Origin of the sequence: Cohnella sp. GCM10020058 (assembly GCF_042683485.1) — a bacterium.
Taxonomy (GTDB): Bacteria; Bacillota; Bacilli; order Paenibacillales; family Paenibacillaceae; genus Cohnella.
Window position 1 is genome coordinate 523757 of record NZ_JBHUJV010000013.1, and the last position, 23270, is coordinate 547026.

A 23270-nucleotide genomic window follows, 5' to 3' on the forward strand; every position below is an offset into this window, starting at 1 on the left:
TCTCCTATTGGACCGCCTGTGCTGCGGACCGTCCTCTATTTAACGAGCTCTCTATATAGTAGTTCATACTGCTTGGCCGAGCTACCCCAGCCATAGTCCCGCTTTGCGCCGTTGTTCACGATGCGCTTCCAAGCCTCGGGCTCCTCCCGGTAAAAACGAATCGCGCGGCGCACAGTGTAAATCAGATCGTGAGCGCTGGCAGGGCCAAAGGTGAACCCGGTGCCCGTGCCGGCGAACTCGTTGAACGGCTCGACCGTGTCCTTAAGCCCGCCGGTCTCCCGCACGATCGGCACCGTCCGATACCGCAGCGAGATGAGCTGGCTAAGGCCGCAAGGCTCGAAGCGAGAGGGCATGAGGAACATGTCGGACGAAGCGTAGATCCGCCTCGCGAGCCCCTCGTTGAAGCCGAACCAAACCGCGAGCCGTCCCGGATAGCGATGAATCGCTTCGCCGAGCATATGCTCGAAGTGCGGATCGCCCGAGCCGAGCACGACAAGCTGGGCGCCTTCGTCCATCAGGGCGGGGAGACTGTCCAAAATCAAGTCGAAGCCCTTCTGCCCGACCATCCGCGAGACGACGCCGATGAGCGGAACGACCGCGTCTTCGGCAAGCCCGAGCTCCCGCTGCAGCGCCGGCTTGTTCTGCCGCTTTTTTGCTAGCGAATCCCGGTAACGCACTTGAAGCGCCGAATCGCTCATGGAATCGTACGACTGCGTGTCGATGCCGTTCAAAATGCCGACCAGATCGCCAGACCGCTCGCGCAGGACGCCGTCCAGCTTTTCTCCGTATTCTGCCGTCTGAATCTCGAGCGCGTAGGTCGGGCTGACGGTCGTCAGCTTGTCCGAGAAGCGCAAGCCCGCCTTCATGCAGCTGGCAGCACCGTAAAATTCCAGGCTGTCGCCCGTAAAAGCGTCGTCCCCGACGGAAAGCAGGTCCTGCAGCAGCTCGCGCGAGAACACGCCCTGATATTGCAAATTGTGAATCGTAAAGACTGTCCGTACCCGCTGCACGGCCGGCTCGTAGGCATACCTGGTGCGCAGCAGAAACGGCACGAGTCCCGTCTGCCAATCATGACAATGCACGACGTCGGGAAGCGTCTCCTCGCGCAGCATCGCTTCAACGGCGGCGAAGCTGAAAAATACGAAGCGCTCCGCATCGTCCCCGTAGCCGTAGGGCGACTCCCGCCTGAAGTAGAATTCATTGTCGATCAGGAGAAAGCGCACGCCGTCCGCTACAACCTCGTACAGACCGCAATACTCTCTGCGCCATCCCATCGTAATATAGTAATAGCCTTTGAAAACCGCGTTTTCCAGATAAGAGCCGGGTATGCTCCCGTATTTGGGGAGAACGACGGTCACGTCAATGCCGCGCCCGCCGAGCGCCTTGGGGAGAGCGCCGATGACGTCGGCGAGCCCTCCCGTTTTGACGAGAGGGACGCCTTCCGACGCCACAAACCAAACGTTCATGGAACACCTCCGATAATTGGAATGAGCCTTCGGACATTTCGATAGCTCAGATAATTTTGCGCTTCAGCGCGATGTACGGAAGGTCGGAGGCCCCCATCAGCTGCTGATCGCTGCGGATTTCCACTTCCTTGTCGAGAATGCAGTTCGACAGCAGGCCGTGCTCGCCGATGACGCCGTTTTGCATGACGATCGAATTGCGCACGACTGCGTCCTTGTGCACCTTGACGCCGCGGAACAAAATGCTGCCTTCCACGCGGCCTTCGATATCGCAGCCGTTCGCGATAAGCGAGCCTGTCACGGAGGAGCCGGCGCGATAACGCGTAGGCGGTTCGTCCTTTACCTTGGTGAAGATCGGACCGGGCTCGAAGAACAGTTCGCTCCACACTTTGGGATTGAGCAGCTCGAGGCTATGTTTGTAATAGGACGGGATGTTGTTCACGACGCCAAGGAAGCCCTCGTGCATGTACGCGTCGACCTTGAGCTCGCCGAGCCTAGGCATGACGGCGTGCCGGACGAAGTGGTCCTTGCCTTGCGCCAGCGAGGTATCGACCAGATCGAGGAGCAGCTCCTTGCGAAGAACGTACATCTCCATCGATACGACATCGCTTGCGAGCCTGCCGAAGTGATCCTGCATGTCGACGATCCGGCCGTCCGCGTCAAGCTTCGCCTTGCGCGTCAGCCCCGTCACCGCGTCCGGCCAGTCCTTGCACACGACCGTAATGTCGGAACCGCGTTCGCGGTGCTGATCGAGCACCTTGGCGAAGTCGATGTTGCACACCATATGGCTGCGGGCGACGACGACATACTCGACGGGACTGCGCGCGAAGTAATCCCGATGCCGGTAAAACTGGTACAGATCGCCTTTGCCGAAGTCGGACTGGTCCTCCATCGACGGAGGCAGCACGAACAGGCCGCTTTGCTTGCTGTGCAGGTCCCAGTTGCTGCCCGAGCCCAGGTGGTCCATCAGCGAGCGGTACTTGGTATGGGCGAAAACGGCGACCTTATTCATGCCCGAGTTCACCATCGAGGACAAGACGAAGTCGATCAAGCGGTAGCGGGCGCCGAACGGAACCGTAGCGAGACAGCGGGCGCTCGTGAGCGGGCCCATGTCCTCCGTCTCGTGAATCAGGTTGATGACGCCCATCAGCGGCAGTTTCATTAGGACTTCGCCTCCTCGAGTTCAGCTTCGGCTTCGATGCGGTCGCCGCTGCCGACGACGGCAATCTCTGCGGCATCCACGCTGCCGACGACGCAGCCATCCCCGACGACAGCCCCGTCGCCGACGATCGCGCGCACGATCCGCACGTTTTTACCGATCTTCGCGTTCGGCATGATGACGGAATCCTCGATGAAACTCCCTTCGCCGACCGTGACGCATTGGAACAGCACCGAGCGGTTGACGGTCCCCTCGACGACGCAGCCTTCGTTGATCAGCGAGCTCTGAACGCTCGACGACGGAGACAGATAGTGGGCGGGCATGTTCGGATTGACGGAATAAATACGCCAGGAACGGTCGTTGAGGTTGAGCGCCGGTTCGTCCTCCAGCAGGTCCATATTGGCCTCCCAGAGCGAATCGATCGTGCCCACATCTTTCCAGTAGCCGTCGAAACGGTGGGTAAACAAGCGCGCGCCGTCTTTGAGCAGCGTCGGAATGATGTCCTTGCCGAAGTCGTTCGAGGAGCCCTGTGTCGTTTCGTCGCGGATCAGCGCTTCCTTCAGCACCTTCCACGTGAAAATATAGACGCCCATCGACGCCAGGTTGCTATTGGGCTGCTTCGGTTTTTCCGCGAACTCGACGACCCGGTCGTCTTCGTCCACGCTCAGGATGCCGAAGCGGCTTGCTTCCGCCCAAGGCACGGTAATGACCGCGATCGTCGCGTCGGCGCGATTGCGCTTGTGGGACTCGAGCAGCTCGTCATAATCCATTTTGTAAATATGATCGCCGGAAATGATGAGCACGTACTCGGGGTCGTAGCCTTCGATGAAGCCCATGTTCTGGTAAATTGCGTTCGCGGTCCCCTTATACCAGGTGCCGCCTTTGGATCGGACGTAAGGCGGCAGGACGTGCATGCCGCCGCCCCTGCGGTCGAGCCCCCAAGGGCTGCCGATGCCGAGATATTGGTTGAGCACGAGCGGTTGGTATTGGGTCAGGACGCCCACCGTATCGATCCCTGAATTCACGCAGTTACTGAGCGTAAAATCGATGATTCTGTACTTTCCGCCAAAGTGCACGGCGGGCTTCGCTAGGTCCTTGGTCAATACGCCGAGCCGGCGGCCTTCGCCGCCTGCCAACAACATGGCAATGCATTCGCTTTTATGCATCCTGCTCTCCCCGCTCTCCTTGAGAATGTGCTCGCCTTGCTAGTCCTCCGCGGACGCATCCGGCTCGAAGAGCAGGAACGTCAGCGGAGGCAGTACGATCTCCATGCTGAAGGACTGGCCGTGCATCGGAATCCGCTCCGCCTTGAACTTGCGGGGCATGGCCGCGCCGGAACCGCCATAGTCGGCGGCATCGCTGCTCAGTGCCAGACGGTACCAACCGCCCGTCGGCACGCCCAGGCGAAACACCGGGTACGCAGCTGCCGAAAAATTGCAAACGGCAACGAGATGCGATTTTTTCTTCTTGCCGAACCGGATATAGGAAAGCACGCTCTGGGCGGCATTATCCGCATCGATCCATTTAAAACCGTCGGGCGAGTGATCCTGCTCCCACAACGCGCTCTCGCTTCGGTACAACGACCCGAGATCCCGCGTGAACCGCCGCATCGAGTCATGCAGCGGATACTGGAGCACCGGCCAATCCAGCTCGCCCAGGTCCTTCCATTCATCGTACTGCCCGAACTCCCCGCCCATGAAAAGCAGCTTTTTGCCCGGATGGGTCATCCAATAGCCGTAAAAAAGACGCAGATTTGCGAACTTCTGCTCGTAAGCGCCCGGCATCTTGTTCAGGAGCGACCGCTTGCCGTGCACGACCTCGTCGTGGGACAACGGAAGTACGTAGTTCTCGGCATAGGCGTACATCATCGAGAAGGTCGCGAGGTTGTGCAGCCCCGGACGATGCGCCGGATCGGTCTCCATGTACTTCAGCATGTCGTTCATCCAGCCCATGTTCCACTTGTAGTTGAACCCAAGCCCCCCGAGGTATACGGGAGCCGTCACGCCCGGCCAGGCCGAAGAATCCTCGGCGATGACGAGCGCGTCGGGATAATAGCGGAATACGACTTCGTTCAGCTTGCGGATCCAGGAGAGGGCGTCCAGATTCTCAACGCCGCCGCGCTTGTTCCTCGTATGCATCTCGGGCGGTTTGTCGAAGTTCAGGTCGATCATGCTCGCTACGGCGTCGACCCGGATGCCGTCGATATGATACAGGTCCATCCAGAACAGCGCGTTCGAGATGAGGAAGCTCTGAACCTCGGGCCGGCCGAAGTCGAAGGCCAGCGTGCCCCACAGCGGCTTTTCGGCGACGCGCCAATCGCCAGGCTCGTAAAGCGGCTCGCCGTCGAAGCGGCGCAATCCGTGATCGTCCTTGCAGAAATGTCCGGGCACCCAGTCCAGGAGCACGCCGATACCGCGCTGATGGCAGCGGTCCACCAGCTTTTTTAGTCCGTCGGGGTGGCCGTACCTGCTCGTCGCCGAATAATAACCGGTCGTCTGATAGCCCCAGGAGCGGTCAAACGGGTGCTCCGTGATCGGCAATAGCTCTATATGCGTATACCCATTATCCGCGACGTAATCAACTAGCTCGTGCGCCAGCCGCTCGTAGGACCAGAACAGCTCGGGACCGTCGATTCGCCAGGAACCCACATGAACTTCGTAAATGAGCATTGGCCGTTCGTAGGGCTTGCTCCGGCTCCACCTCTCCTGCCACGAATGATCTCCCCAACTATAATTATCCAAATTCGTCACAACGGAAGCGGTTCCCGGGCGAAGTTCCGAGAAGAACGCGAACGGATCGGATTTGAGGAATACGCGGCCGGCGGCGTCAACGATCTCGTACTTGTAAGCCGCGCCCTCGCCGATGCCTGCATAGAACCCCTGCCACACGCCGGTCGTTCCCGAAAGATTAAGGGGATGCGACTCTCCGCGCCAGCCGTTGAAGTCTCCGGCTACCCGAACTTCCCGGGCATGCGGCGCCCATACGGCAAAACGCGTGCCGTGCTCGCCGTCCCGTTCGCAAGGATGCGCGCCAAAAGCGCGGTAAGCGCGAAACAATTCTCCGTTGTTGTACAAATACAGATCATGCTGCGATACCGAAGCCGTACCGGTCGTCATAACGGAACCTCCTTTGCGGACGAAGCGTCGGAATCGCCAATCGCGTCAAATTTTTGTCAATTTTCCTCACATAAAGAAATTGCATTATGTTTATTATAGAGGAATATCCATGCCTTTTCATCCGCCTTTTCCAAAAAAATTTCCGGATAAGCGATAAAAATAACCTTCCGCGTCAGTCCCGTCAAGCAGACTGGCACGGAAGGCTGCCGGAGCGCTTCATGCGTTTATCGGTTAAAATACGAGGCTTGTTCCTTGAGTGTCAGCGACTTGGCCCTAAGCGACTCCGACGAGGCCGCGATCTCCTCCATCACGGCCGTCTGCTCCTGCGATGCGGAGGATACCTGCTCGGCCCCTCCGCGAATCTCGCCGGCTACCTCGGCCACTCTGCGGGCTTCGCCTAACGCCCGGCCGGCCTGCTCGGCCTGCTCGGACATCCGGACCGCGATTCGCTCGACGATCGAGCCGACTTCGGCCGCTTCCTTCGCCACGATGCCGAACGCTTCCGCCGACGCCTTGCCCTGCTCGGACTCGCGCTCCGCCACTTGCGCTTGGCGCTGAATATGCCGGACGCATTCGGCGACTTCGGCCTGAATCTGCGCGATCAGTTGGCGGATATCCTTCACGGCGTTGCCGCTCTGCCCCGCCAGCGTCTTGACGGCCTGCGCGACGACGACGAAGCCTCTGCCTTCCTCTCCGGCCCTTGCGGCCTCGATCGATGCGTTAAGCGCGAGCAGGTTCGTCTGTTCGGCAAAATCGCCCACGACGTTCGAGATGGATCCGATCTTGTCCGCATTGTCGCTCAGACGGTTCACGATCTCGAGCGCGGTGCGGTTTTGCTCGGCCAATTGATCCATCCCCGACACCAGCGAGCTGAATACGGCCTCGCTCCGCATGACCGTACCGTTCATTCGCTCTGTCTTATCCTTCGCTGCCGCGGCGCTCTCGTCGGCAACGCGAGCCGCATCGGCCAGCCGTTCGACCGACGCCTGCATCGCCTCGGCGGACGCGAACTGCCGCTCCGTGCCCCCGGTGATCCGCTCGGCGTGCTGCGACATCTCTTCGATCCGGAGCGCCGCCTGCGAGATCGCGCCCTGGAGCTCGGCGGCATGCTGGTCCGTCTGCGCCGTATTGTGCAGAATGCCGCCCGTGATCGTCTTTAGGCGGTCGAGCATGCCCTGAAACGCCGCCCCGAGCTGCGCCAGCTCGTCTCCCGATCCGCTCGTATGAACGCGCACGCCAAGATTGCCCCTCTCGGCTTCCTGGGCTGCTGCCGTCAGCGAGAGCAGCGGACGAAGCAGCCATTTCGCCGCGAAAAAGCCGAACAGCCCCGTCCAAAAAACGCCGAGCGCCAGCGTCAAAAGAACGAATAACCAAAAAGGTATGAAATCGAACGTACCTTTCATTTCTAGCAGCACGAATGCGCTGGTCGCATAGGTGATGCCCGACACCAGGGTAATGCCGACGACCATTTTCGCGACGATCCCCATCCGTTTGTCCATTGTCGAAGCCTCCGTCCTTTGTCAAAACGACTATAAGACAAAATTCGACTTCGACTTGCCGCATCCTCTTGTCTATCCGGTGACATTCGGCTTTAATTCTGTGTCTGAAAAATGTCCGATAGGTGTCTGAAAGGTGTCTAAAAAGGTGTCTATTCTGTGTATGCAAATAAAGACCGCCAGGCAAATTGCGAGGCTACTAAAAAAGTTCGAATAACTGTGCAGAACAGAATATGAAATGAAAAACGAGCCTCAGAATCGCTTCGAAGGCTCGTTTCTCGTCAGGGAGACATAAATGCCTGCAAATACACATCGGTTTGCGCCTTGCAATTACCTGCACATTTGCAGGCAATTTCATCAAGTGTAATGGATCGGCAAAAAATACATGTACGAATGCAGGTTTTACGCCCCGCCAACCAACCCAAAGCCTCGACGCGCCGATACCGCGCTTGCCTAACCCGCGATTTGCCGCCTTTTGAAGCTTAACGTCCCCAGGCGACTTGGCCGAAGCGCAGCTCGTTTTTAAGCTGCCTTGTATTCGTCGAAGCGTCGATAACGACCGCCTCGATGCCGGCCAGCTCGGCAAAGTCGAGCAGTTGCTCCGTCGTTACGACGAACGAATAGACAGTGTGGTGCGCGCCGCCTGCCAAGATCCAGGCCTCGGCACCCTCCGCGAGCGACGGTTCAGGCTTCCACAATACGCGAGCGACAGGCAGCTTGGGCATCTCGCGCTCCACCGGTACGCCCTTCACTTCGTTCACGATCAGCCGGAAGCGGGTCCCCAGATCGATAATGGATGCGTTCAACGCCTTGCCGCCCTTGCCGTCGAATACGATGCGGGCCGGATCGGCCTTGCCGCCGATCCCGAGCGGATGCACCTCGATCCGGGGCTTCGATGCGGCAAGCGTCGGGCACACCTCCAGCATGTGGGCGCCCAGCACGAGCTCATTGCCAGGCTCGAAGTGGTACGTATAGTCCTCCATAAAGGAGGTGTCCTTGCCGTCCGCGATAATCTTCATCAGACGCGTGAGTGCCGCCGTCTTCCAGTCGCCTTCGCCCGCAAATCCGTAACCCTGCTCCATCAGACGCTGCACGGCAAGGCCCGGCAGTTGCTCAAGACCGTGCAAATCTTCGAACGTCGTCGTGAATGCGGTGAAGCCTCCTTCGTCCAGGAAACGCTTAATCGCGATCTCGAGCCGCGCCTGATAGGCGATCGCGTCGCGCACCGCACCTTGCGTGCGACCCGCCTCGGCAATTTCGTAACGCTCCGCGTATTCGCCTAGAAGCGCTTCGACTTCATCACTCGCTACCGCGTTGACGTATTGCACGAGGTCTCCGACGCCGTGCGTGTTCACCGACCATCCGAACTTGATTTGTGCCTCGACCTTGTCGCCCTCGGTTACCGCAACCTGGCGCATATTGTCGCCAAACCGGACGACCTTAAGCCGCTTGCTTTCGTTCCAGGCGACTGCCGTGCGCTGCCAGGCGCCGATGCGGGCAAGGACGCCTTCGTCACTCCAGTGGCCGACGACAACCTTGCGGGCAATGCCCAGGCGGGCGCCGATGAAGCCGTATTCGCGATCTCCGTGGGCGGCTTGGTTCGTATTCATGAAATCCATGTCGATCGAATCCCAAGGAATGTCGCGATTATACTGCGTATGCAAATGAAGCAAAGGCTTGCGCAGCTCCGTCAGCCCGGCGATCCACATCTTGGCCGGAGAAAACGTATGCATCCAGGTGATGACGCCGGCGCATTCCTCGTCGACATTCGCTTCGTTCAACACGCGGCGGATCTCGTCCGGCGTCGTTACGACAGACTTGAACAGCACCGAATACGAAACGCGCCCGGACACTGCGTCTGCGATCTCCTGCGAATGGGCGGCCACTTCCTCCAGCGTCTCCGGACCGTATAAATGCTGGCTGCCGGTGATGAACCAAAACGTATAAGGCTTCACTTGAAGCATCTCGTTACCTCCCTGGATTAAAAGCAATTGAATGCTTATGATGGATTTCGACTTGTACGTACCTTTACAATATAATAATACCGAAGGTCGCGCATACAAGCAACACTTGTATGTACATGTATTAAAAATTAAACGAAAAAACAAAAGGCCGCCGAAGCCGCTTGTAAGGCAAGCGGTTCAGCGGCGCTTTTGAAGCGCATCTCCCCTTAAAAGCCGGGCAGATTGTCAAGATTGTTGTCTTCCCGGCCGTCCGGGTTCGAGCGCAGATGCTCGTCGCCGTCGCGGCCGCGGAATACGTTGACGTTTTCGATCTGGTCGTTTTTGGCCATCTGCTGCGCTTCTTTGTAGCCTATCACTTGGCCCGAAGACAGCTTCAGTTCCACGATGTCGCCATCCCCGTTTTTGCGAACGGCAACGACTTGTTCACGATCCGCCATGTCTTCCACCTCCTGTCGAGGTTTAGCATGCCGCCGTCTTCAAAACTTTATCCGCCGCTCGCGAATCCGTTCTTCGCTTAGCTTCTTGCGGCAATGATCGCAACGCCACGCGCGGGCACTTCGACACGGCCCGGGGCATCGGTGCCCGTCAGCAGATCGGTGCCGTCCACGTCGAATTTGACGATCGCAGGCTCCGACGCATGATTTAGCAGAAACATGAAGCGCTCCTCGCCCTTCACGCGCAAGGTCGACTCAACGCCGGCAGGCGCGCTTACGAGCGACAGGATTCCCTTGTCCTCGCACAGCTGCCCGAGCAAATCTTCGAGGAAGGAGGCTTCGGGACTCGAAGCGACATACCAGGCTTCCCCTTCGCCGAAGCGGTTCACGGTCACGCATGGCATGTCCGCATAAAAATCGCGGCCGTACTTCGCGACGACTTGCGCGCTCTCCGCGTGAATCAAATCGCACAAAATGCCGCATTCGTAACTGCCCGAAAGACGGCCTTGGCCTTCGTCTTTAACGACGATCGCATTTTTCGCATTCGGAAAGAGCGCATCGATCTCTTCGGCCCATACGCCGAGCAGCTTGCGAAGTTCGCCGGGATAGCCGCCGACCGTGACGATATCCGACTCGTTTACGATGCCGCTGAAAAATGTCGTTACGAACGTACCGCCCGCAGCAGTAAACGCTTCTGCCCGCTTGGCGAAGCCTGGCTTCACCATATAAAGCACCGGCGCAATAACGATGTCGTATGCGGTGAGATCGTCCTCCACGCCGATCATGTCGACGGGGATATGCTGCTTGAACAAGGCATCGTAATACTTGTGCACTTCATCGACGTACTTCAAATGCACGGTCGGACCGCTGGACAGATCGAGCGCCCAGCGATTTTCCCAATCGAACAAAATCGCCACGCGCGCACCGCTTCTGGCGTCAAGCAGCTTGTCTCCAAGCTGCCCAAGCTCCGCGCCGAGCTCCGCGCATTCGCGGAATACGCGGGTGTGCTCATGACCGACGTGCTCGATGACGGCTCCGTGATACTTCTCGCACGCCCCGATCGAACGGCGAAGCTGGAAAAACATGACGGTATCCGCTCCGCGCGCGACCGCCTGGTAGCTCCACAAACGCATCACGCCGGGACGCTTCAGCGAATTGACCGGCTGCCAGTTCTGCTGGCTCGGCGTTTGCTCCATCAGCATGAAGGGCTGGCCTTGCCGCAATCCGCGCATCAGATCGTGCGTCATCGCGGTCAGGCTGACCGGCGTATCGAGCGACGGATAGTTATCCCAGGAGATGACGTCCAGATATGGCGCCCACTTAAAGTAATCCAGTTCCGGATACAGCCCCATCAGGTTCGTCGTAATCGGCAGGTGCGGGGTATGCTTCTTAATCTCGTCGTATTCAATGCGATAACATTCGAGCAGGCTGTCGGACATGAATCGTCGAAAATCGAGCGAAATGCCCTGGAAGTTCGTCCGATTGCCGTCCCACTCCTCGCTCAGCGCATTCGGCAGCACGATTTCTTCCCAGTCGTAAAACGTGTGCCCCCAAAATCGCGTGTTCCAAGCCTTGTTGAGCGCCTCGAGCGTACCGTAGCGCGACTTCAGCCACTCCCGGAATGCCGTTTCGGACTGCTCACTGTAATCGTAGCCGCCGTATTCGTTGGATACGTGCCAGATCAGCACGGCCGGATGGTCCTTGTAACGCTCGGCAAGCTTGCCTGCAAGCTTCCTGGCGAATTGCCGGTACACCTGACTGTTCGGATTGGAATTGTGTCTGCCGCCGAATTTACGCTTGCGCCCCTGGTAGTCGACTCGCGTGACCTCGGGATACTTGCGGGCCATCCATGCCGGATGCGCGCCCGTGCCCGTGGCCAGGCAGACGTAAACGCCGTTTCGGTACAGACGGTCGATCGTTTCGTCGAGCCATGCGAAGTCATAGGTGTCTTCGTCCGGTTGGATTAGCGCCCAGGAAAAGACGTTGACGGTGGCTACGTCGATGCCGGCAAGCTTGAACATACGATCGTCCTCGGCCCAAGTTTCCGCGTCCCATTGCTCCGGATTATAGTCTCCGCCATACCAGATTTTCGGCAGCTTATCGTTGATCATGTGCGCGCACATCCTTTATCATATAATTATATCTTCATATTATCGCAGTCCGAAGTCCTGCTAAATATAATCTTCTCCCGATTCGATATAATAAAACAACAAGGAAGTGTATCCCCATGCGTACGTATAGAAGATTCGCGATCCCCTCCGGGCAGACAGGCCAGCTCCCGCTGTTCGTCGAGACGATCGGAACGGTGCGCGAGGCGGGAAAAATCGCCCGTCCCACCGGTTACCCCTTTTACCACTGGCTGCAAACGCTTGGCGGCGAAGGCGCCTTTTCCGTAGACGGACATAAGTACAGCCTCCCTGCCGGATCGGGCATTTTGGTGCCTCCCGAAGCGCCGCATGTCTACGAGCCCGCCTCGGAGGAATGGGAGACGGCCTACTTGACGTTTGGCGGCAACGCGGCCGCAACGATGTTGATCTCGCTCGGACTCATTGAGCCGCTGCCGATTCGTTGGGAACAAGCTTCTCCGCTGGCCGACTATCTGGAGAAGATGCTCGATCGGATCGAATCCGACGTCGATCCGTTCGGCTTGGAGGCGTCCGCCGACGCTTACCGCTTTCTGCTGACGCTCCGGCGGCACGGCAAGTCGGGCAGACAAGACTCGGTCGACCGTGCATCCGAGCGACTGCGCCCGCTCATCGAATGGATGGAGCGGCATTACGCCGATCCCGACGCCGGGTTGGCCGATATGCGCTCGGTGCTCGGGATGCCGCCCAGCACGATGAACGAGCTGTTCAGACGGGCGTTCGGCCAATCCCCCTACAATTACTTCATCGACCTGCGGATCCGCAAGGCGAAAGAAATGCTGATCGGCCGCCCGCAGGAGACGGTCTCCCGGATCGCAACGCTTGCCGGCTTCCGCGACTCGAGCCACTTCGTCGCCACTTTCAGGCGCAAAACCGGACTGCCGCCGGACAAGTTCAGACAACTTTACGAATAAAAGAACGCGGTGTCCCGTTGGCAAGGCGTTTTGGGTCTGAGATGGCATTTTGGCGCCACCTTCGCAGCAGTGTGAACCCAGAATACGGTATTTCACAGTAAACAGCGTTTTTGTCTAGAAAATGGACTCAGGAGACGTTATGGTCGCTAAAATGATGGATTTAAGGTGTTGAAACGTAAAATAACGAGTTTCCTGTCCGTAACAGGTTGGAGAGGCACAGCATTTTACAAAAAAGGGGAACCATGATCCGCTAGGCTGCCGAGGTGAGATGGGGCAGTTGCCAGTCATGTGTGCAAATTAAATAAATAGCGATGTCGCACATCGTTATTTCGTACCGATTACCGCATTTCGAGAAAATAACGATGTCGTACATCGTTATTCTGATCCGAAGGCGGCATTTCGGAAAGAAATAACGATACCACGCATCGTTATCCCATACCAAAGGCCGCACTTCGGAGAAATAGCGATGCCGCCGCATCGCTATTTCCTCCGCCTTGGCATGCAGCCGACGCGCTAATATTAACGCGTCACTTCGCGGCCGCCGCCGAGCAGACGGAGCATTTCCTCGCGGCGGGGCATGCCTTCCCAGTCGCCTTTGAACTGCGTCGCCAGCGCGCCGAGCAGATTGGCTCTATCGAGCGCGGCCTTGAGATATTCGCTGTCGCTCTGACGCTCGTTCTCCAGCCAGGCGGACAAGAAACCCGCCGCGAAAGCATCGCCTGCTCCGACCGTATCGACGACGCGCTTCACGACATGCGGCTCCGCCATGACGGCGGCTTGCGAGGAAAAGGCGACGGAGCCTTGCTCGCCCAGCTTCAGCACGACGGTCTTCGGCCCCATGCCCATGAAGTCGGCGCCGTATTCGGCCTCGCTTTTCGCCCCGAGCAGAAACTCGGCCTCCTCGAGGCCCGGCATGAACACGTCGCAGAGCGGAATAAGAGACAGCAGCGTCTGGCGCGCTTTTTCCTCGGACCACAGCTTGCGGCGCAGGTTCGGATCAAAGGAAACGGAAAGTCCTGCGTTGCGGGCAGCGATCATAGCGGCCCTGATGGCATTCTCGGCGCCGTGGCTGAGCGCGGGCGTGATGCCCGTCACATGCAAATGGCCGGCATTCGCGAACCATTCGGGACGAATATGCTCCTGCGTCAGCGTGCTGGCAGCCGAGCCTTTACGGTAGTAATAGACGTTGGGATCGCCGTAGCCTTTGAATTCTTTGAAATAAATCGCTGTCGGATGACTGTCGTCACGCTCCGCCAGGCTCGTATCCACGCCCTCGCCCGCCAGCGTCGACAGGATCAGATCGCCGAACGGATCCTTGCCGAGACGGCTGATCCAGCGGACCTTCAGCCCCATACGCGACAGTCCGATCGCAACGTTCGACTCCGCGCCGGCGACGGAACGCGTGAAGAGCGGCGCGTAGGCCAGCGGTCCGTCGTGCATCGGCTGCATCAGCACCATGCTTTCGCCGATCGTGACGACGTCCGCCCAGTTCGCGCTCATGCTCCAGCCCCTTCGCGTACGGCGTCGGCGAACGCGCGAGCGCGAGCCGTCAGCTCTTCAAATCGGCCTTCTGCGATCAATTGCTTGTCGACGAGATTGCCGCCCAAGCCGACCGCCACCGCTCCGGCATCGAATACGGATTGAATATTGCCCAGATTGACGCCGCCCGTCGCGATCATCGGGATATGGTTCAGCGGCGCGCGGATTTCCTTGAGATATCCCGCGCCAAGCGATGCGAACGGGAATACTTTGACGGCAGAAGCGCCCGCTTTGTACGCCTTGACAATCTCGGTCGGCGTCATCGTGCCCGGCCACACCTCGATGCCGTTCTCGGCGCCATAATAGACGATCTCTTCGTCCAGGTTGGGCGAGATGAGATACTCGGCCCCCGCCGCCACCGCTTCCTTGGCCTGCCCGATGTCCAGCACCGTGCCTGCGCCGATCCGAAGTCTGCCGACATATCCTTCGCGGAAGCGCGAGATCATCCCGAGCGCACCGTCCGTATTGAGCGTAACCTCCAGGAACACGATCCCACCGTCCGCCAGCGCCTTCGCCGTCCGATCTCCGTTCGCTTCATCGATGCCGCGGATGATCGCCACGATTTTTTCGCGGGACAGCTCCTCAAGCAGCTTTTTCATCAACAACCACTCTCCCCCATGCGATTCAAAACGCCAATGTTTTCAGTTTATCACCATCATCGAACAAGTTAAAGTTAGGAATGCGACATAAATAAACTTAAATAAACGCAAATAAACCACATCCCTGTCGTTCATACAGGGATGCGGTCTATGATTTGCTGAAATATAGCTTCAGTCAGGCGCCCGTGGCGGCCTGTTGGCCGTCCGATTGCGCTTGACCCTGGCCTTGTCCTTGTCCTTGTCCGCCTCGCATTCCGCCGCCGAAGCCGCCGCCAAATCCGCCAAGACGGATCGATTCGGCCTCCTGCGTACCTTCCTTCAGCGTGACGGTAATGACGTCGTCAGCCTTCAGATCCCCGATCGCGACCTCCGTCTCGGTCCGTTGACCGTCCGCCGTCTCGGTCTTGTAGATCTTGGTCGCGTCCGTAACCGTGACGTCTTCCGTTTCTTCCGTGAACATGTTGGCCATATCGGGACGCTGGCTACCTTGGCCGCCTTGGCCGCCGCCCTGTCTGCTTTGTCCCGCCTGTCCGCCTTGTCCCGTCTGTCCGCCGGCTTGGCCATCCGCGCCCTGCTGCGGCGGATCGCCGCTCGGCGGCTGCGCGTCTCCGCTAGGCGCGGCGCCGTCGCCCGCATTCTGGCCGTTGCCTTGGCGGTTGCCGCCCATCCGGCCGCCGCCTTGTCCGGGCTGGAACGAAGACTTGTAGATCGTAATCGTATTGCCATTCACGCTCTTGATCTTCCCCAGCGTACCCATCGCCTGCATGCCGCCGAAGCCCCCGCCCTGTCCAGCCGCACCCTGATCTCCAGCGGCTCCGCCGGATTGGTCTCCGGCAGCCGCAGCAGCAGTGGCCCCGTTGTTCTCGGCTTTGGAGCCGCACCCCGCCAGCAAAGCAATGGATAACGCCATCCCTGCAAGCATCGTCCATTTTTTGTTCATACCCCAACCATCTCCTCCCATGTCCTAAGAGCAAGGTATCACGGGCAAATGAATGGATCATGAACAAATACTGAAATTTGGATAAAACTTCCGTCAGCTCGCATCCTCCGAAAATTTTCCGCCGGAAAATTGGCTGTTGTACAGGTCCGCGTAAAATCCGCCGCTTGCAAGCAACTCCACGTGCGTCCCCTGCTCGATGACGGTCCCTTTGTTCATCACGAGAATCAGATCGGCCTCCCGGATCGTCGACAAGCGGTGTGCGATGACGAAGCTCGTGCGGCCCTGCATGAGGTGGTTCATCGCCGTTTGAATGTTGGCCTCCGTACGCGTATCCACGCTGCTCGTCGCTTCGTCGAGAATCAAAATCGCAGGATCGGCCAAAATAGCGCGGGCGATCGTGAGCAGCTGCCTTTGTCCCTGCGACAGGTTGGAGGCCTCTTCGTTCAGCACGGTATCGTACCCCTCGGGCAGCGTGCGGATGAAATGATCCGCGAACGCCGCCTTCGCGGCATCCACCACTTCAGCCTCGGTCGCGCCTGCGCGACCGTATGCGATATTGTCGCGGATCGTCCCGCCGAACAGCCACGTGTCCTGCAGTACCATGCCGAACAGGTTGCGAAGGTTGCCGCGTTTCAGCTTGGAGATGTCTGTTCCGTCCACCGTGATCGTTCCGCCGCTCACCTCGTAGAAGCGCATGAGCAGGTTGACGAGCGTCGTCTTGCCCGCACCTGTCGGCCCGACGATGGCCACGGTCTGTCCCGCCTTCACGTCTATGTTCATGTCCGCGATGAGCGGCGCGTCGTCCTTGTAGCTGAAATCCACATGCTTGAAGGCGACGTGTCCGGCCACGCGGGACGGTTCGAGCTCCTTGTTTTCCTCGGGCTGCTCCTCGCTCTCGTCGAGCAGTTCGAACACCCGCTCGGCCGAAGCGATCGTCGACTGAATGATATTGGCGATATTGGCGGTCTGTGTGATCGGCATCGTGAACTGCCGCGCGTATTGAATAAACGCCTGAATGTCCCCGATGTTGATCGCCTGCCGCGTGACGAGCACGCCGCCTACGACGCTGATCGCCACATAACCGATGTTGCCGATAAAGCTCATGAGCGGCATCATGATCCCGGAGACAAACTGCGCGCGCCAGCCGGCGTCGTACAGCCGGTCGTTGATGCCTTCGAACTTCTCCACCGCCTTCCGTTCATGTCCGTATGCCTTCACGACCTGATGGCCGGTGAACATCTCTTCGACATGGCCGTTCAGCTCGCCCAGGTTTTTTTGCTGTCCGATAAAGTAGCCCTGCGACTTGCCGGCGATCGCCTTGATGACCAAGAAGCTCAGCGGCAGCGTCAGCAGCACGATGACCGTCAGCAGCGGACTGATCGTGAGCATCATGACGATAACGCCGACGATCGTGACAATCGAAGTGATTAGCTGCGTCAAGCTTTGCTGCAGCGTATTGCTGATATTGTCCACGTCGTTGACGACGCGGCTCAAGATCTCCCCGTGCGTGCGCGAGTCGAAAAACTTGAGCGGCAGCCGGGCGAGCTTTTCATTGACGTCGTTGCGCAGCTTGTAAACGGTACGCTGAGCGACGCCGGCCATCAAATATTGCTGGATATAGCTGAAGATGGCGCTGAGCACGTACAATCCGATCAGCCATGCGATGATCATCTCGATGCCGTGCCAATCGATCACGGCGTTCGGATCGCCGTTCCTTTTCCCCATAATGCCTGCGAACAGCTTCGTCGTCGCATGTCCGAGAATCTTGGGACTCAAAATGGAAAAAATCGTGCTGACGATCGCTGCGGCGAACACCGTAATCAAGGTAAAACGGAACGGCTTCAGATAAGCCATAAGCCTGCGGAACGTACCCTTGAAGTCTTTGGCTTTTTGAACCGGCATGCCGGGTCTGCCGCCCGGATGTCCGCCGAAAGGCCCCGGTCCGCCCGGTCCGCCGCCCTGCCGCGGAGGACCGCTTCTGCCTGCGCCTTGTTGCTGACTCATGCGATCTCCTCCTCCGTCAGTTGCGATGACACGATCTCTTTATAGATCTCGCTCGTTTGCAGCAGTTCCTTGTGCGTGCCGACGGAGGCAATCTCGCCATCGTCGAGCACGATGATCCGGTCGGCGTCCATAACCGTGCTGACGCGCTGCGCGACGATCAAAACGGTCGCCTCCGTCGTCTCGCTCTTGAGCGCGGCTCTAAGCTTCGCATCCGTCTTGAAGTCGAGCGCCGAGAAGCTGTCGTCAAATATATAAATATCCGGCCGCCTGACGATGGCGCGGGCGATGGAGAGCCGTTGCTTCTGGCCGCCCGACACATTGGTCCCGCCCTGGGCGATATGCGCTTCGAATCCGCCTTCCATCCCTGAAATGAAGTCGGCTGCCTGAGCGACCTCGGCGGCATGGCGAAGCTCCTCGTCGGTCGCGTCTTCCTTGCCGTAGCGGATATTGTCCGCGATCGATCCCGTGAAAAGCACCGCTTTTTGCGGCACGAGGCCGATTTGCGACCGCAAATCCGCTTGCGGACGCTCCCGCACGTCGGTGCCGCCGATCCGGACGCTGCCAGAATCCACGTCGTAAAAGCGGGGGATCAGATTGATGAGCGTCGATTTGCCCGAGCCCGTACCGCCGATGATCGCCGTCACCTCGCCCGGCTCCGCCCGGAAGCTGACGTTTTTCAGCGCCGGCTGCTCCGCGCCCGGATAGCTGAACGTGACATCGTCGAACTCGACGACGCCGCGCTGCTCCGTACGGCCGACGCGCACATGCGGCGCGTCGTTTACGACGGGCGACATGTCCAGCACTTCGTTGATGCGGACGGCCGAAGCCGACGCGCGCGGCACCATGACGAACATCATCGACAGCATCAGCATCGAGAACATGATCTGCATCGCGTACTGGAGGAACGCCATCAGGTCGCCGACCTCCATATGGCCGTGGCTGACCCGTAGGCCGCCGAACCAGATGATTGCGACGCTGGAAAAGTTCATGATCAACATCATGAGCGGCCAGAGAACGGCCATGATCTGGTTGACCTTGACCGATGTCTCGGTTAAATCCCGGTTCGCTTCGACGAAGCGCGCCTGCTCATGTCCGATGCGCCCGAACGAACGGATGACGCGGATGCCTGTCAGCCCCTCGCGAAGCACGAGATTCAGCTTGTCGAGCTTTTTCTGAATGACTCTGAACAAAGGGATGCCTTTGCGAGCCACCAGGACGATCGTCAGGACGAGTACGGGAATCGCCACGACGAGCACAAGCGACAGCTGGGCGTCCTTGGACACGGCCATGATGATGCCCCCGATGCTCATCATCGGCGCCATGACCATCATACGCAGCATCATCATGAGCACCTGCTGCACCTGATTGATGTCGTTGGTCGTGCGCGTGATCAGCGAAGCGGTGCCGATCTTGTCGAATTCCTGCAGCGAATACTGCTCGACGCGCGAAAACACCTTGCCCCGCACGAGCCTGCCAAAGCCCGCCGAAATGCGCGACGAGTAGTAGCTGGCCAGGATCGATACGCCGGTGCCGACCAGCGCGACGGCGAGCATAAAGCCGCCGATCCGCATAATGTAAGCGGTGTCCCCGCCGCGCTTGACGATGCCTTCGTCGACGATGTCCGCCATCAAGGTCGGCAGATACAGCTCGGATAGCGACTGCAGCAGGATCAGCGCCATAACCAGGATAACGAGCGCCCGGTAAGGCGCGAGCAGTCTGAACAGCTTTAACATGGACGTCATCCTCTCCCGATTCCTAGGTTTGCGGCTTTTGAACAAAAGGATACCCATACCCTATCCTTCAATTATGAATTCAATATGAACCAATGCAAGTTTGTCCGCAAGTCTCAAATATCATAAAATAAGAAGGACGCACATTCGACGGGAGGCAGACGGCATTGTTTTTTATCGACAACGGCGGAGGCAACGATCCCGCACTTAATCTGGCTCTCGAAGAGTATACCCTTCGCAAGCTGTCCGGCGACGAGCCGATTCTGCTTTTTTACATCAACAAGCCTTCCATCATCATCGGTAAAAACCAGAACACCGCCGAAGAAGTCAACTCGGCGTACACCGAGGCGCACGGCATCGACGTCGTCCGCAGGCTGTCCGGCGGCGGTGCGGTTTACCACGATCTCGGCAATCTGAATTTTAGCTTTATCACCAAGGACGACGGCAATTCGTTCCACAACTTCCGCAAGTTCACGGAGCCGGTCGTCAAGGCGCTGCGCGACATGGGCGTCCAAGCCGAGCTATCCGGCCGCAACGACATTCAAGTCGGCGATCGCAAAATATCGGGCAACGCAATGTTCGCCACCGGCGGACGGATGTTCTGCCACGGCACGCTGCTGTTCGATTCCCACATGGAGGACGTATCCGCTGCGCTTAAGCCCAATCCGCTCAAGTTCGAATCGAAGGCAACCAAGTCCATCCGCGCGCGCGTCGCCAACATCTCGGAGTTTTTGACCGAACCGATGACGATCGAGCAATTCAGGAGCCGCATTCTCACCTCGATATTCGGCGGCGCCTCCGAGATTCCGCAGCTTCGGCTGACCGAAGCCGATTGGGAAGCGGTGCGCCAGCTTGCCGACCAGCGATACCGGAGCTGGGATTGGAACTACGGCCTGTCGCCGGCATTTAACGTCCAGCAGCGCAAACGCCTGCCCGCCGGCACCTTCGATATTCGCATGAACGTGCAGGAAGGCCTCATCTCGGAAGCTGCCGTGTACGGCGACTTCTTCGGACGAGGCGAGATCGGCGACGTGACCGAGATGCTGCAAGGGCTGCGGTACGACCGTGAGTCGCTCGCGGCCGCGTTCGAAGGCGTGGACTTGACCTTCTACTTTGGAGCTGTCACGATGGACGAATGGCTGGACCTTCTGATCTGAAGCCCATTTAACCACACACTTACTCGACTGGAGGCTCTCGCTATGACTCAATCTCTTCAATCCGGCACCGTTCTTCACAATGGCGTTCGCATGCCTTGGCTGGGGCTTGGCGTCTGGAAAATGGACAACGATGCGCAGGTCGTCTCGGCCGTACGCGCCGCACTCGACACCGGTTATCGCAGCATCGATACGGCCGCGATTTACAAAAACGAAGTCGGCGTCGGTCAGGCGATTCGCGAAGGCGGCGTCCCGCGTTCCGAACTGTTCGTTACGACGAAAATTTGGAACGACGATCAAGGCTACGACAAGACGCTCGCCGCTTATGACGCCTCGCTCGAACGCTTGGGCCTCGATCATGTCGACCTGCTCCTCATTCACTGGCCGGGCACCGACAAGTTCGTCGACACTTGGCGCGCCTTCGAGAAGCTGTATGCGGACGGACGCGTGAAGGCCGTCGGCGTCAGCAACTTCAACATCCGCCATCTGGAGGAGCTTCAGCGGCACAGCGACCTCGTCCCGATGGTCAATCAGGTCGAATACCACCCGCTGCTGTCGCAGCGCGATCTCCGGAGCTATTGCCGGGAAAACCGCATCCAGCTCGAGGCTTGGAGCCCGCTCATGCAGGGCAACCTCGATCACGAGGTGCTGCGCTCGATCGGCGAGAAGCACGGCAAATCGCCCGCCCAGGTCGTTCTGCGCTGGGATATCCAGCACGGCGTCGTCACGATTCCGAAGTCGGTGACGCCGGCGCGGATCGCGGAGAACGCGAACGTGTTCGACTTCGAACTGAGCACTGACGAGATGGCGCTGATCGACGACCTGAACCGGGATCAACGGTTCGGCTCTGATCCCGAGAAGTTTTTGTTTTAATGGAAAGGAAGCCGTCGCCGTCAGTCTTTAGAACTGCGGAGACGGCTTTTTTTCGTTTGGCACGGTCATACCGTTATCTCGCAGAAACGACTTTGATGTCTCTACCGAGTTATCCGATTGTTCCCCATCAGGAACAAACCTTCGTGCTCCAAAGCCAAAAGCGTCCGGTTGATCCCAATCAGGAGCAAGCCTCCCTCTCCGCCGCCAACCTCTTCGAAGACCAGCTATCGAGCAATTACCTCATGTAACTGACGCCAGGCCATATCCGATCCCAGCGCTTGGCGTCGATTCTGCGCTCGAAGATCGCATAAAGCGCAGGATCGATCGCGAATGCCGGCGTCGGCCGGACCTTCATGGCGATGGCATCTTCCAGCCCATAAGGCGCTCCAAGCTTCGGGTGGCCCGCGGCATCCAGCGGCAAAGCCAGCGCCGTGGCGGTTTCCGGGTAGTTCGCGACGGCATCGAGCGACGATCGGTATGGCGCCCGGCCGTTAACGACGTGCATGCGCGCCTGGTTTTTGACCGACCATGGCACGTTCGGCAGACGCCGGAAAAGCTCGGTTTCATAACGCTTTTCAGTTGCTTCGTCCGTATCCTCGGCCTCGAAGTAGATTACGTCGACATCCGGCAGGAGCGTGCGTGCCTTCTTGCCGGACAGGACGTCCCACAGCTTGCTCCGTACGAACCCTGCGGCGATCCACCAATCGGGCAGGTTCAGCGTTCGGGCGGCATGCAGCGCGGACATCATCGTCTCGTCCGCCTGAACAAGCGCAAGCAGCCTGCGTTCGTCCATCGCCTTAGATGCCTTGAAGCCCCAGCTTGTCCGCCGTTCGCTTCAGAATCGGCGGCGCCGGCGCGCGGAACTCGCGTCCGTCCGGCAAAACGATACGCCAAGCATGCAGCAGCTGATGGTTGATGCCCGCGTAAATTTTTCCTCCGTACTTCACGTCTCCAAGCAACGGATGACCGATGCTCTGGAAATGCGTCCGAATCTGGTGCGTCCGCCCGCTCACAAGCTCGATCTCGACAAGACTGTAGCCGTCTCCCTGAGAAAGCGCCTGATAACGCGTCGTTGCCGACAGCCGTTTCTCGTCGCCGCCGCTCCCTGCCGAGACAACCCTAGTGCGGTTGCGCTTCTCATCGCGCACGAGCTCGTCCGTCAGCTCACCCTCGCCCTCTAGCCGGCCTTCGACGATCGTCACGTAATATTTCTGAAGCTCGTGCTTTTGGATCCACTGATTAAGCTGATGGAGCATTCCCGCCGTCTTGCCTACAAGCACAAGCCCGCTCGTATTGCGATCGAGCCGGTTCGCCGTCGCCGGCATGAACATCGGGCTGTCGAGCTCCCCTTTCCGGTACAAGTACGCATGCACGCGGTTGATCAGCGTATCCCGCTGATCCGTCTGGTCCGGATGCGTGAGCATGCCCGCGGGCTTCAGCGCAACGAGCAGCTGATCGTCCTCGAAGACGACGTGGATATCGGCGTTGACGCCAACGTATTTCGTCTTCTGCTGACCGATCGAAGCTTCCTTGTATTGTTCGTCTTCCATATAAATCGCCAGTTCGTCGCCGGCAGCCAGCTCGTAGTCCTGCTTCTTGCGCTTGCCGTTCACCCGGACCTTGCCCGAGTCGATCATCTTGTAGATCTGACCAAGCGGAATGTTCGGGAGCAAATTGCGGAGAAAGCGGTGCAGACGTTTGCCGCTCTCCGAGGGAGTAACCTTGCGATTGATCATGGGGG

18 protein-coding genes are annotated in these 23270 nt (G+C 58.8%); 3 read left to right on the forward strand and 15 right to left on the reverse strand.

Features of this window, described 5'->3' with window-relative positions; all coding sequences use genetic code 11:
* Positions 1 to 35 precede the first annotated feature (35 nt).
* From glgA to ACFSR7_RS24000, 8 genes are all read right to left on the reverse strand, one after another.
* The gene (glgA, locus tag ACFSR7_RS23965; protein ID WP_378165921.1) at positions 36 to 1466 is read right to left on the reverse strand and encodes a glycogen synthase GlgA; all 1431 of its coding nucleotides are present in this window, start codon (positions 1464 to 1466) and stop codon (positions 36 to 38) included.
* A gap of 46 nt (positions 1467 to 1512) precedes the next feature.
* Positions 1513 to 2625: a glucose-1-phosphate adenylyltransferase subunit GlgD gene (gene glgD / locus ACFSR7_RS23970; protein ID WP_378165923.1), complete on the reverse strand. Its 1113-nt coding sequence runs from the start codon at positions 2623 to 2625 to the stop codon at positions 1513 to 1515.
* Complete coding sequence (locus ACFSR7_RS23975; protein ID WP_378165924.1) at positions 2625 to 3788, reverse strand: glucose-1-phosphate adenylyltransferase; 1164 nt, start codon at positions 3786 to 3788, stop codon at positions 2625 to 2627. The genes glgD and ACFSR7_RS23975 overlap by 1 nt, the downstream gene beginning before the upstream one ends.
* 39 nt (positions 3789 to 3827) lie before the next feature.
* Positions 3828 to 5738, reverse strand: coding sequence for a 1,4-alpha-glucan branching protein GlgB (gene glgB / locus ACFSR7_RS23980; RefSeq protein WP_378165926.1), 1911 nt, complete (start codon positions 5736 to 5738; stop codon positions 3828 to 3830).
* Positions 5739 to 5962: 224 nt separating this feature from the next.
* Positions 5963 to 7237, reverse strand: coding sequence for a methyl-accepting chemotaxis protein (locus ACFSR7_RS23985; RefSeq protein ID WP_378165928.1), 1275 nt, complete (start codon positions 7235 to 7237; stop codon positions 5963 to 5965).
* 479 nt (positions 7238 to 7716) lie between these two features.
* A complete protein-coding gene (gene araA / locus ACFSR7_RS23990) occupies positions 7717 to 9198 on the reverse strand; it encodes an L-arabinose isomerase (protein WP_378165930.1) in 1482 nt (493 codons plus the stop codon).
* Positions 9199 to 9404: 206 nt separating this feature from the next.
* Positions 9405 to 9635 carry a DUF3892 domain-containing protein gene (locus ACFSR7_RS23995; protein ID WP_378165932.1) on the reverse strand — a complete coding sequence of 77 codons (231 nt, stop codon included), beginning with the start codon at positions 9633 to 9635 and terminating at the stop codon, positions 9405 to 9407.
* Between the two features lie 77 nt (positions 9636 to 9712).
* Positions 9713 to 11743: a beta-galactosidase gene (locus ACFSR7_RS24000; protein WP_378165933.1), complete on the reverse strand. Its 2031-nt coding sequence runs from the start codon at positions 11741 to 11743 to the stop codon at positions 9713 to 9715.
* A gap of 116 nt (positions 11744 to 11859) precedes the next feature.
* Between ACFSR7_RS24000 and ACFSR7_RS24005 the strand changes: the two genes are divergently transcribed.
* Positions 11860 to 12690 carry an AraC family transcriptional regulator gene (locus ACFSR7_RS24005; RefSeq protein WP_378165935.1) on the forward strand — a complete coding sequence of 277 codons (831 nt, stop codon included), beginning with the start codon at positions 11860 to 11862 and terminating at the stop codon, positions 12688 to 12690.
* A 519-nt stretch (positions 12691 to 13209) separates the two neighbouring features.
* Here the strand turns inward: ACFSR7_RS24005 and ACFSR7_RS24010 are convergent.
* The 5 genes from ACFSR7_RS24010 to ACFSR7_RS24030 form a co-directional block, all read right to left on the reverse strand.
* Complete coding sequence (locus tag ACFSR7_RS24010; RefSeq protein WP_378165937.1) at positions 13210 to 14190, reverse strand: sugar kinase; 981 nt, start codon at positions 14188 to 14190, stop codon at positions 13210 to 13212.
* Positions 14187 to 14828: a bifunctional 4-hydroxy-2-oxoglutarate aldolase/2-dehydro-3-deoxy-phosphogluconate aldolase gene (locus tag ACFSR7_RS24015; RefSeq protein ID WP_378165939.1), complete on the reverse strand. Its 642-nt coding sequence runs from the start codon at positions 14826 to 14828 to the stop codon at positions 14187 to 14189. Before ACFSR7_RS24015 ends, ACFSR7_RS24010 begins: the two co-directional genes overlap by 4 nt.
* A gap of 175 nt (positions 14829 to 15003) precedes the next feature.
* Complete coding sequence (locus tag ACFSR7_RS24020; protein ID WP_378165941.1) at positions 15004 to 15768, reverse strand: hypothetical protein; 765 nt, start codon at positions 15766 to 15768, stop codon at positions 15004 to 15006.
* Positions 15769 to 15861: 93 nt separating this feature from the next.
* Positions 15862 to 17772: an ABC transporter ATP-binding protein gene (locus tag ACFSR7_RS24025; RefSeq protein ID WP_378165943.1), complete on the reverse strand. Its 1911-nt coding sequence runs from the start codon at positions 17770 to 17772 to the stop codon at positions 15862 to 15864.
* Positions 17769 to 19505 (reverse strand): ABC transporter ATP-binding protein, encoded by a 1737-nt coding sequence (locus tag ACFSR7_RS24030; RefSeq protein ID WP_378166109.1) that lies wholly within the window; start codon positions 19503 to 19505, stop codon positions 17769 to 17771. The genes ACFSR7_RS24025 and ACFSR7_RS24030 overlap by 4 nt, the downstream gene beginning before the upstream one ends.
* A 164-nt stretch (positions 19506 to 19669) precedes the next feature.
* Here ACFSR7_RS24030 and lplA point away from each other — a divergent pair, with 164 nt between their 5' ends.
* Together lplA and ACFSR7_RS24040 are read left to right on the forward strand one after the other, a co-directional pair.
* Positions 19670 to 20659 (forward strand): lipoate--protein ligase, encoded by a 990-nt coding sequence (gene lplA, locus ACFSR7_RS24035; RefSeq protein ID WP_378165945.1) that lies wholly within the window; start codon positions 19670 to 19672, stop codon positions 20657 to 20659.
* Between the two features lie 42 nt (positions 20660 to 20701).
* Complete coding sequence (locus ACFSR7_RS24040; protein ID WP_378165947.1) at positions 20702 to 21529, forward strand: aldo/keto reductase; 828 nt, start codon at positions 20702 to 20704, stop codon at positions 21527 to 21529.
* Positions 21530 to 21764: 235 nt separating this feature from the next.
* Here ACFSR7_RS24040 and ACFSR7_RS24045 read toward each other — a convergent pair whose 3' ends face one another.
* Complete coding sequence (locus tag ACFSR7_RS24045; protein ID WP_378165949.1) at positions 21765 to 22322, reverse strand: nucleotidyltransferase family protein; 558 nt, start codon at positions 22320 to 22322, stop codon at positions 21765 to 21767.
* Between the two features lie 4 nt (positions 22323 to 22326).
* Positions 22327 to 23265 carry an RluA family pseudouridine synthase gene (locus ACFSR7_RS24050; protein WP_378165951.1) on the reverse strand — a complete coding sequence of 313 codons (939 nt, stop codon included), beginning with the start codon at positions 23263 to 23265 and terminating at the stop codon, positions 22327 to 22329.
* Positions 23266 to 23270 lie beyond the last annotated feature (5 nt).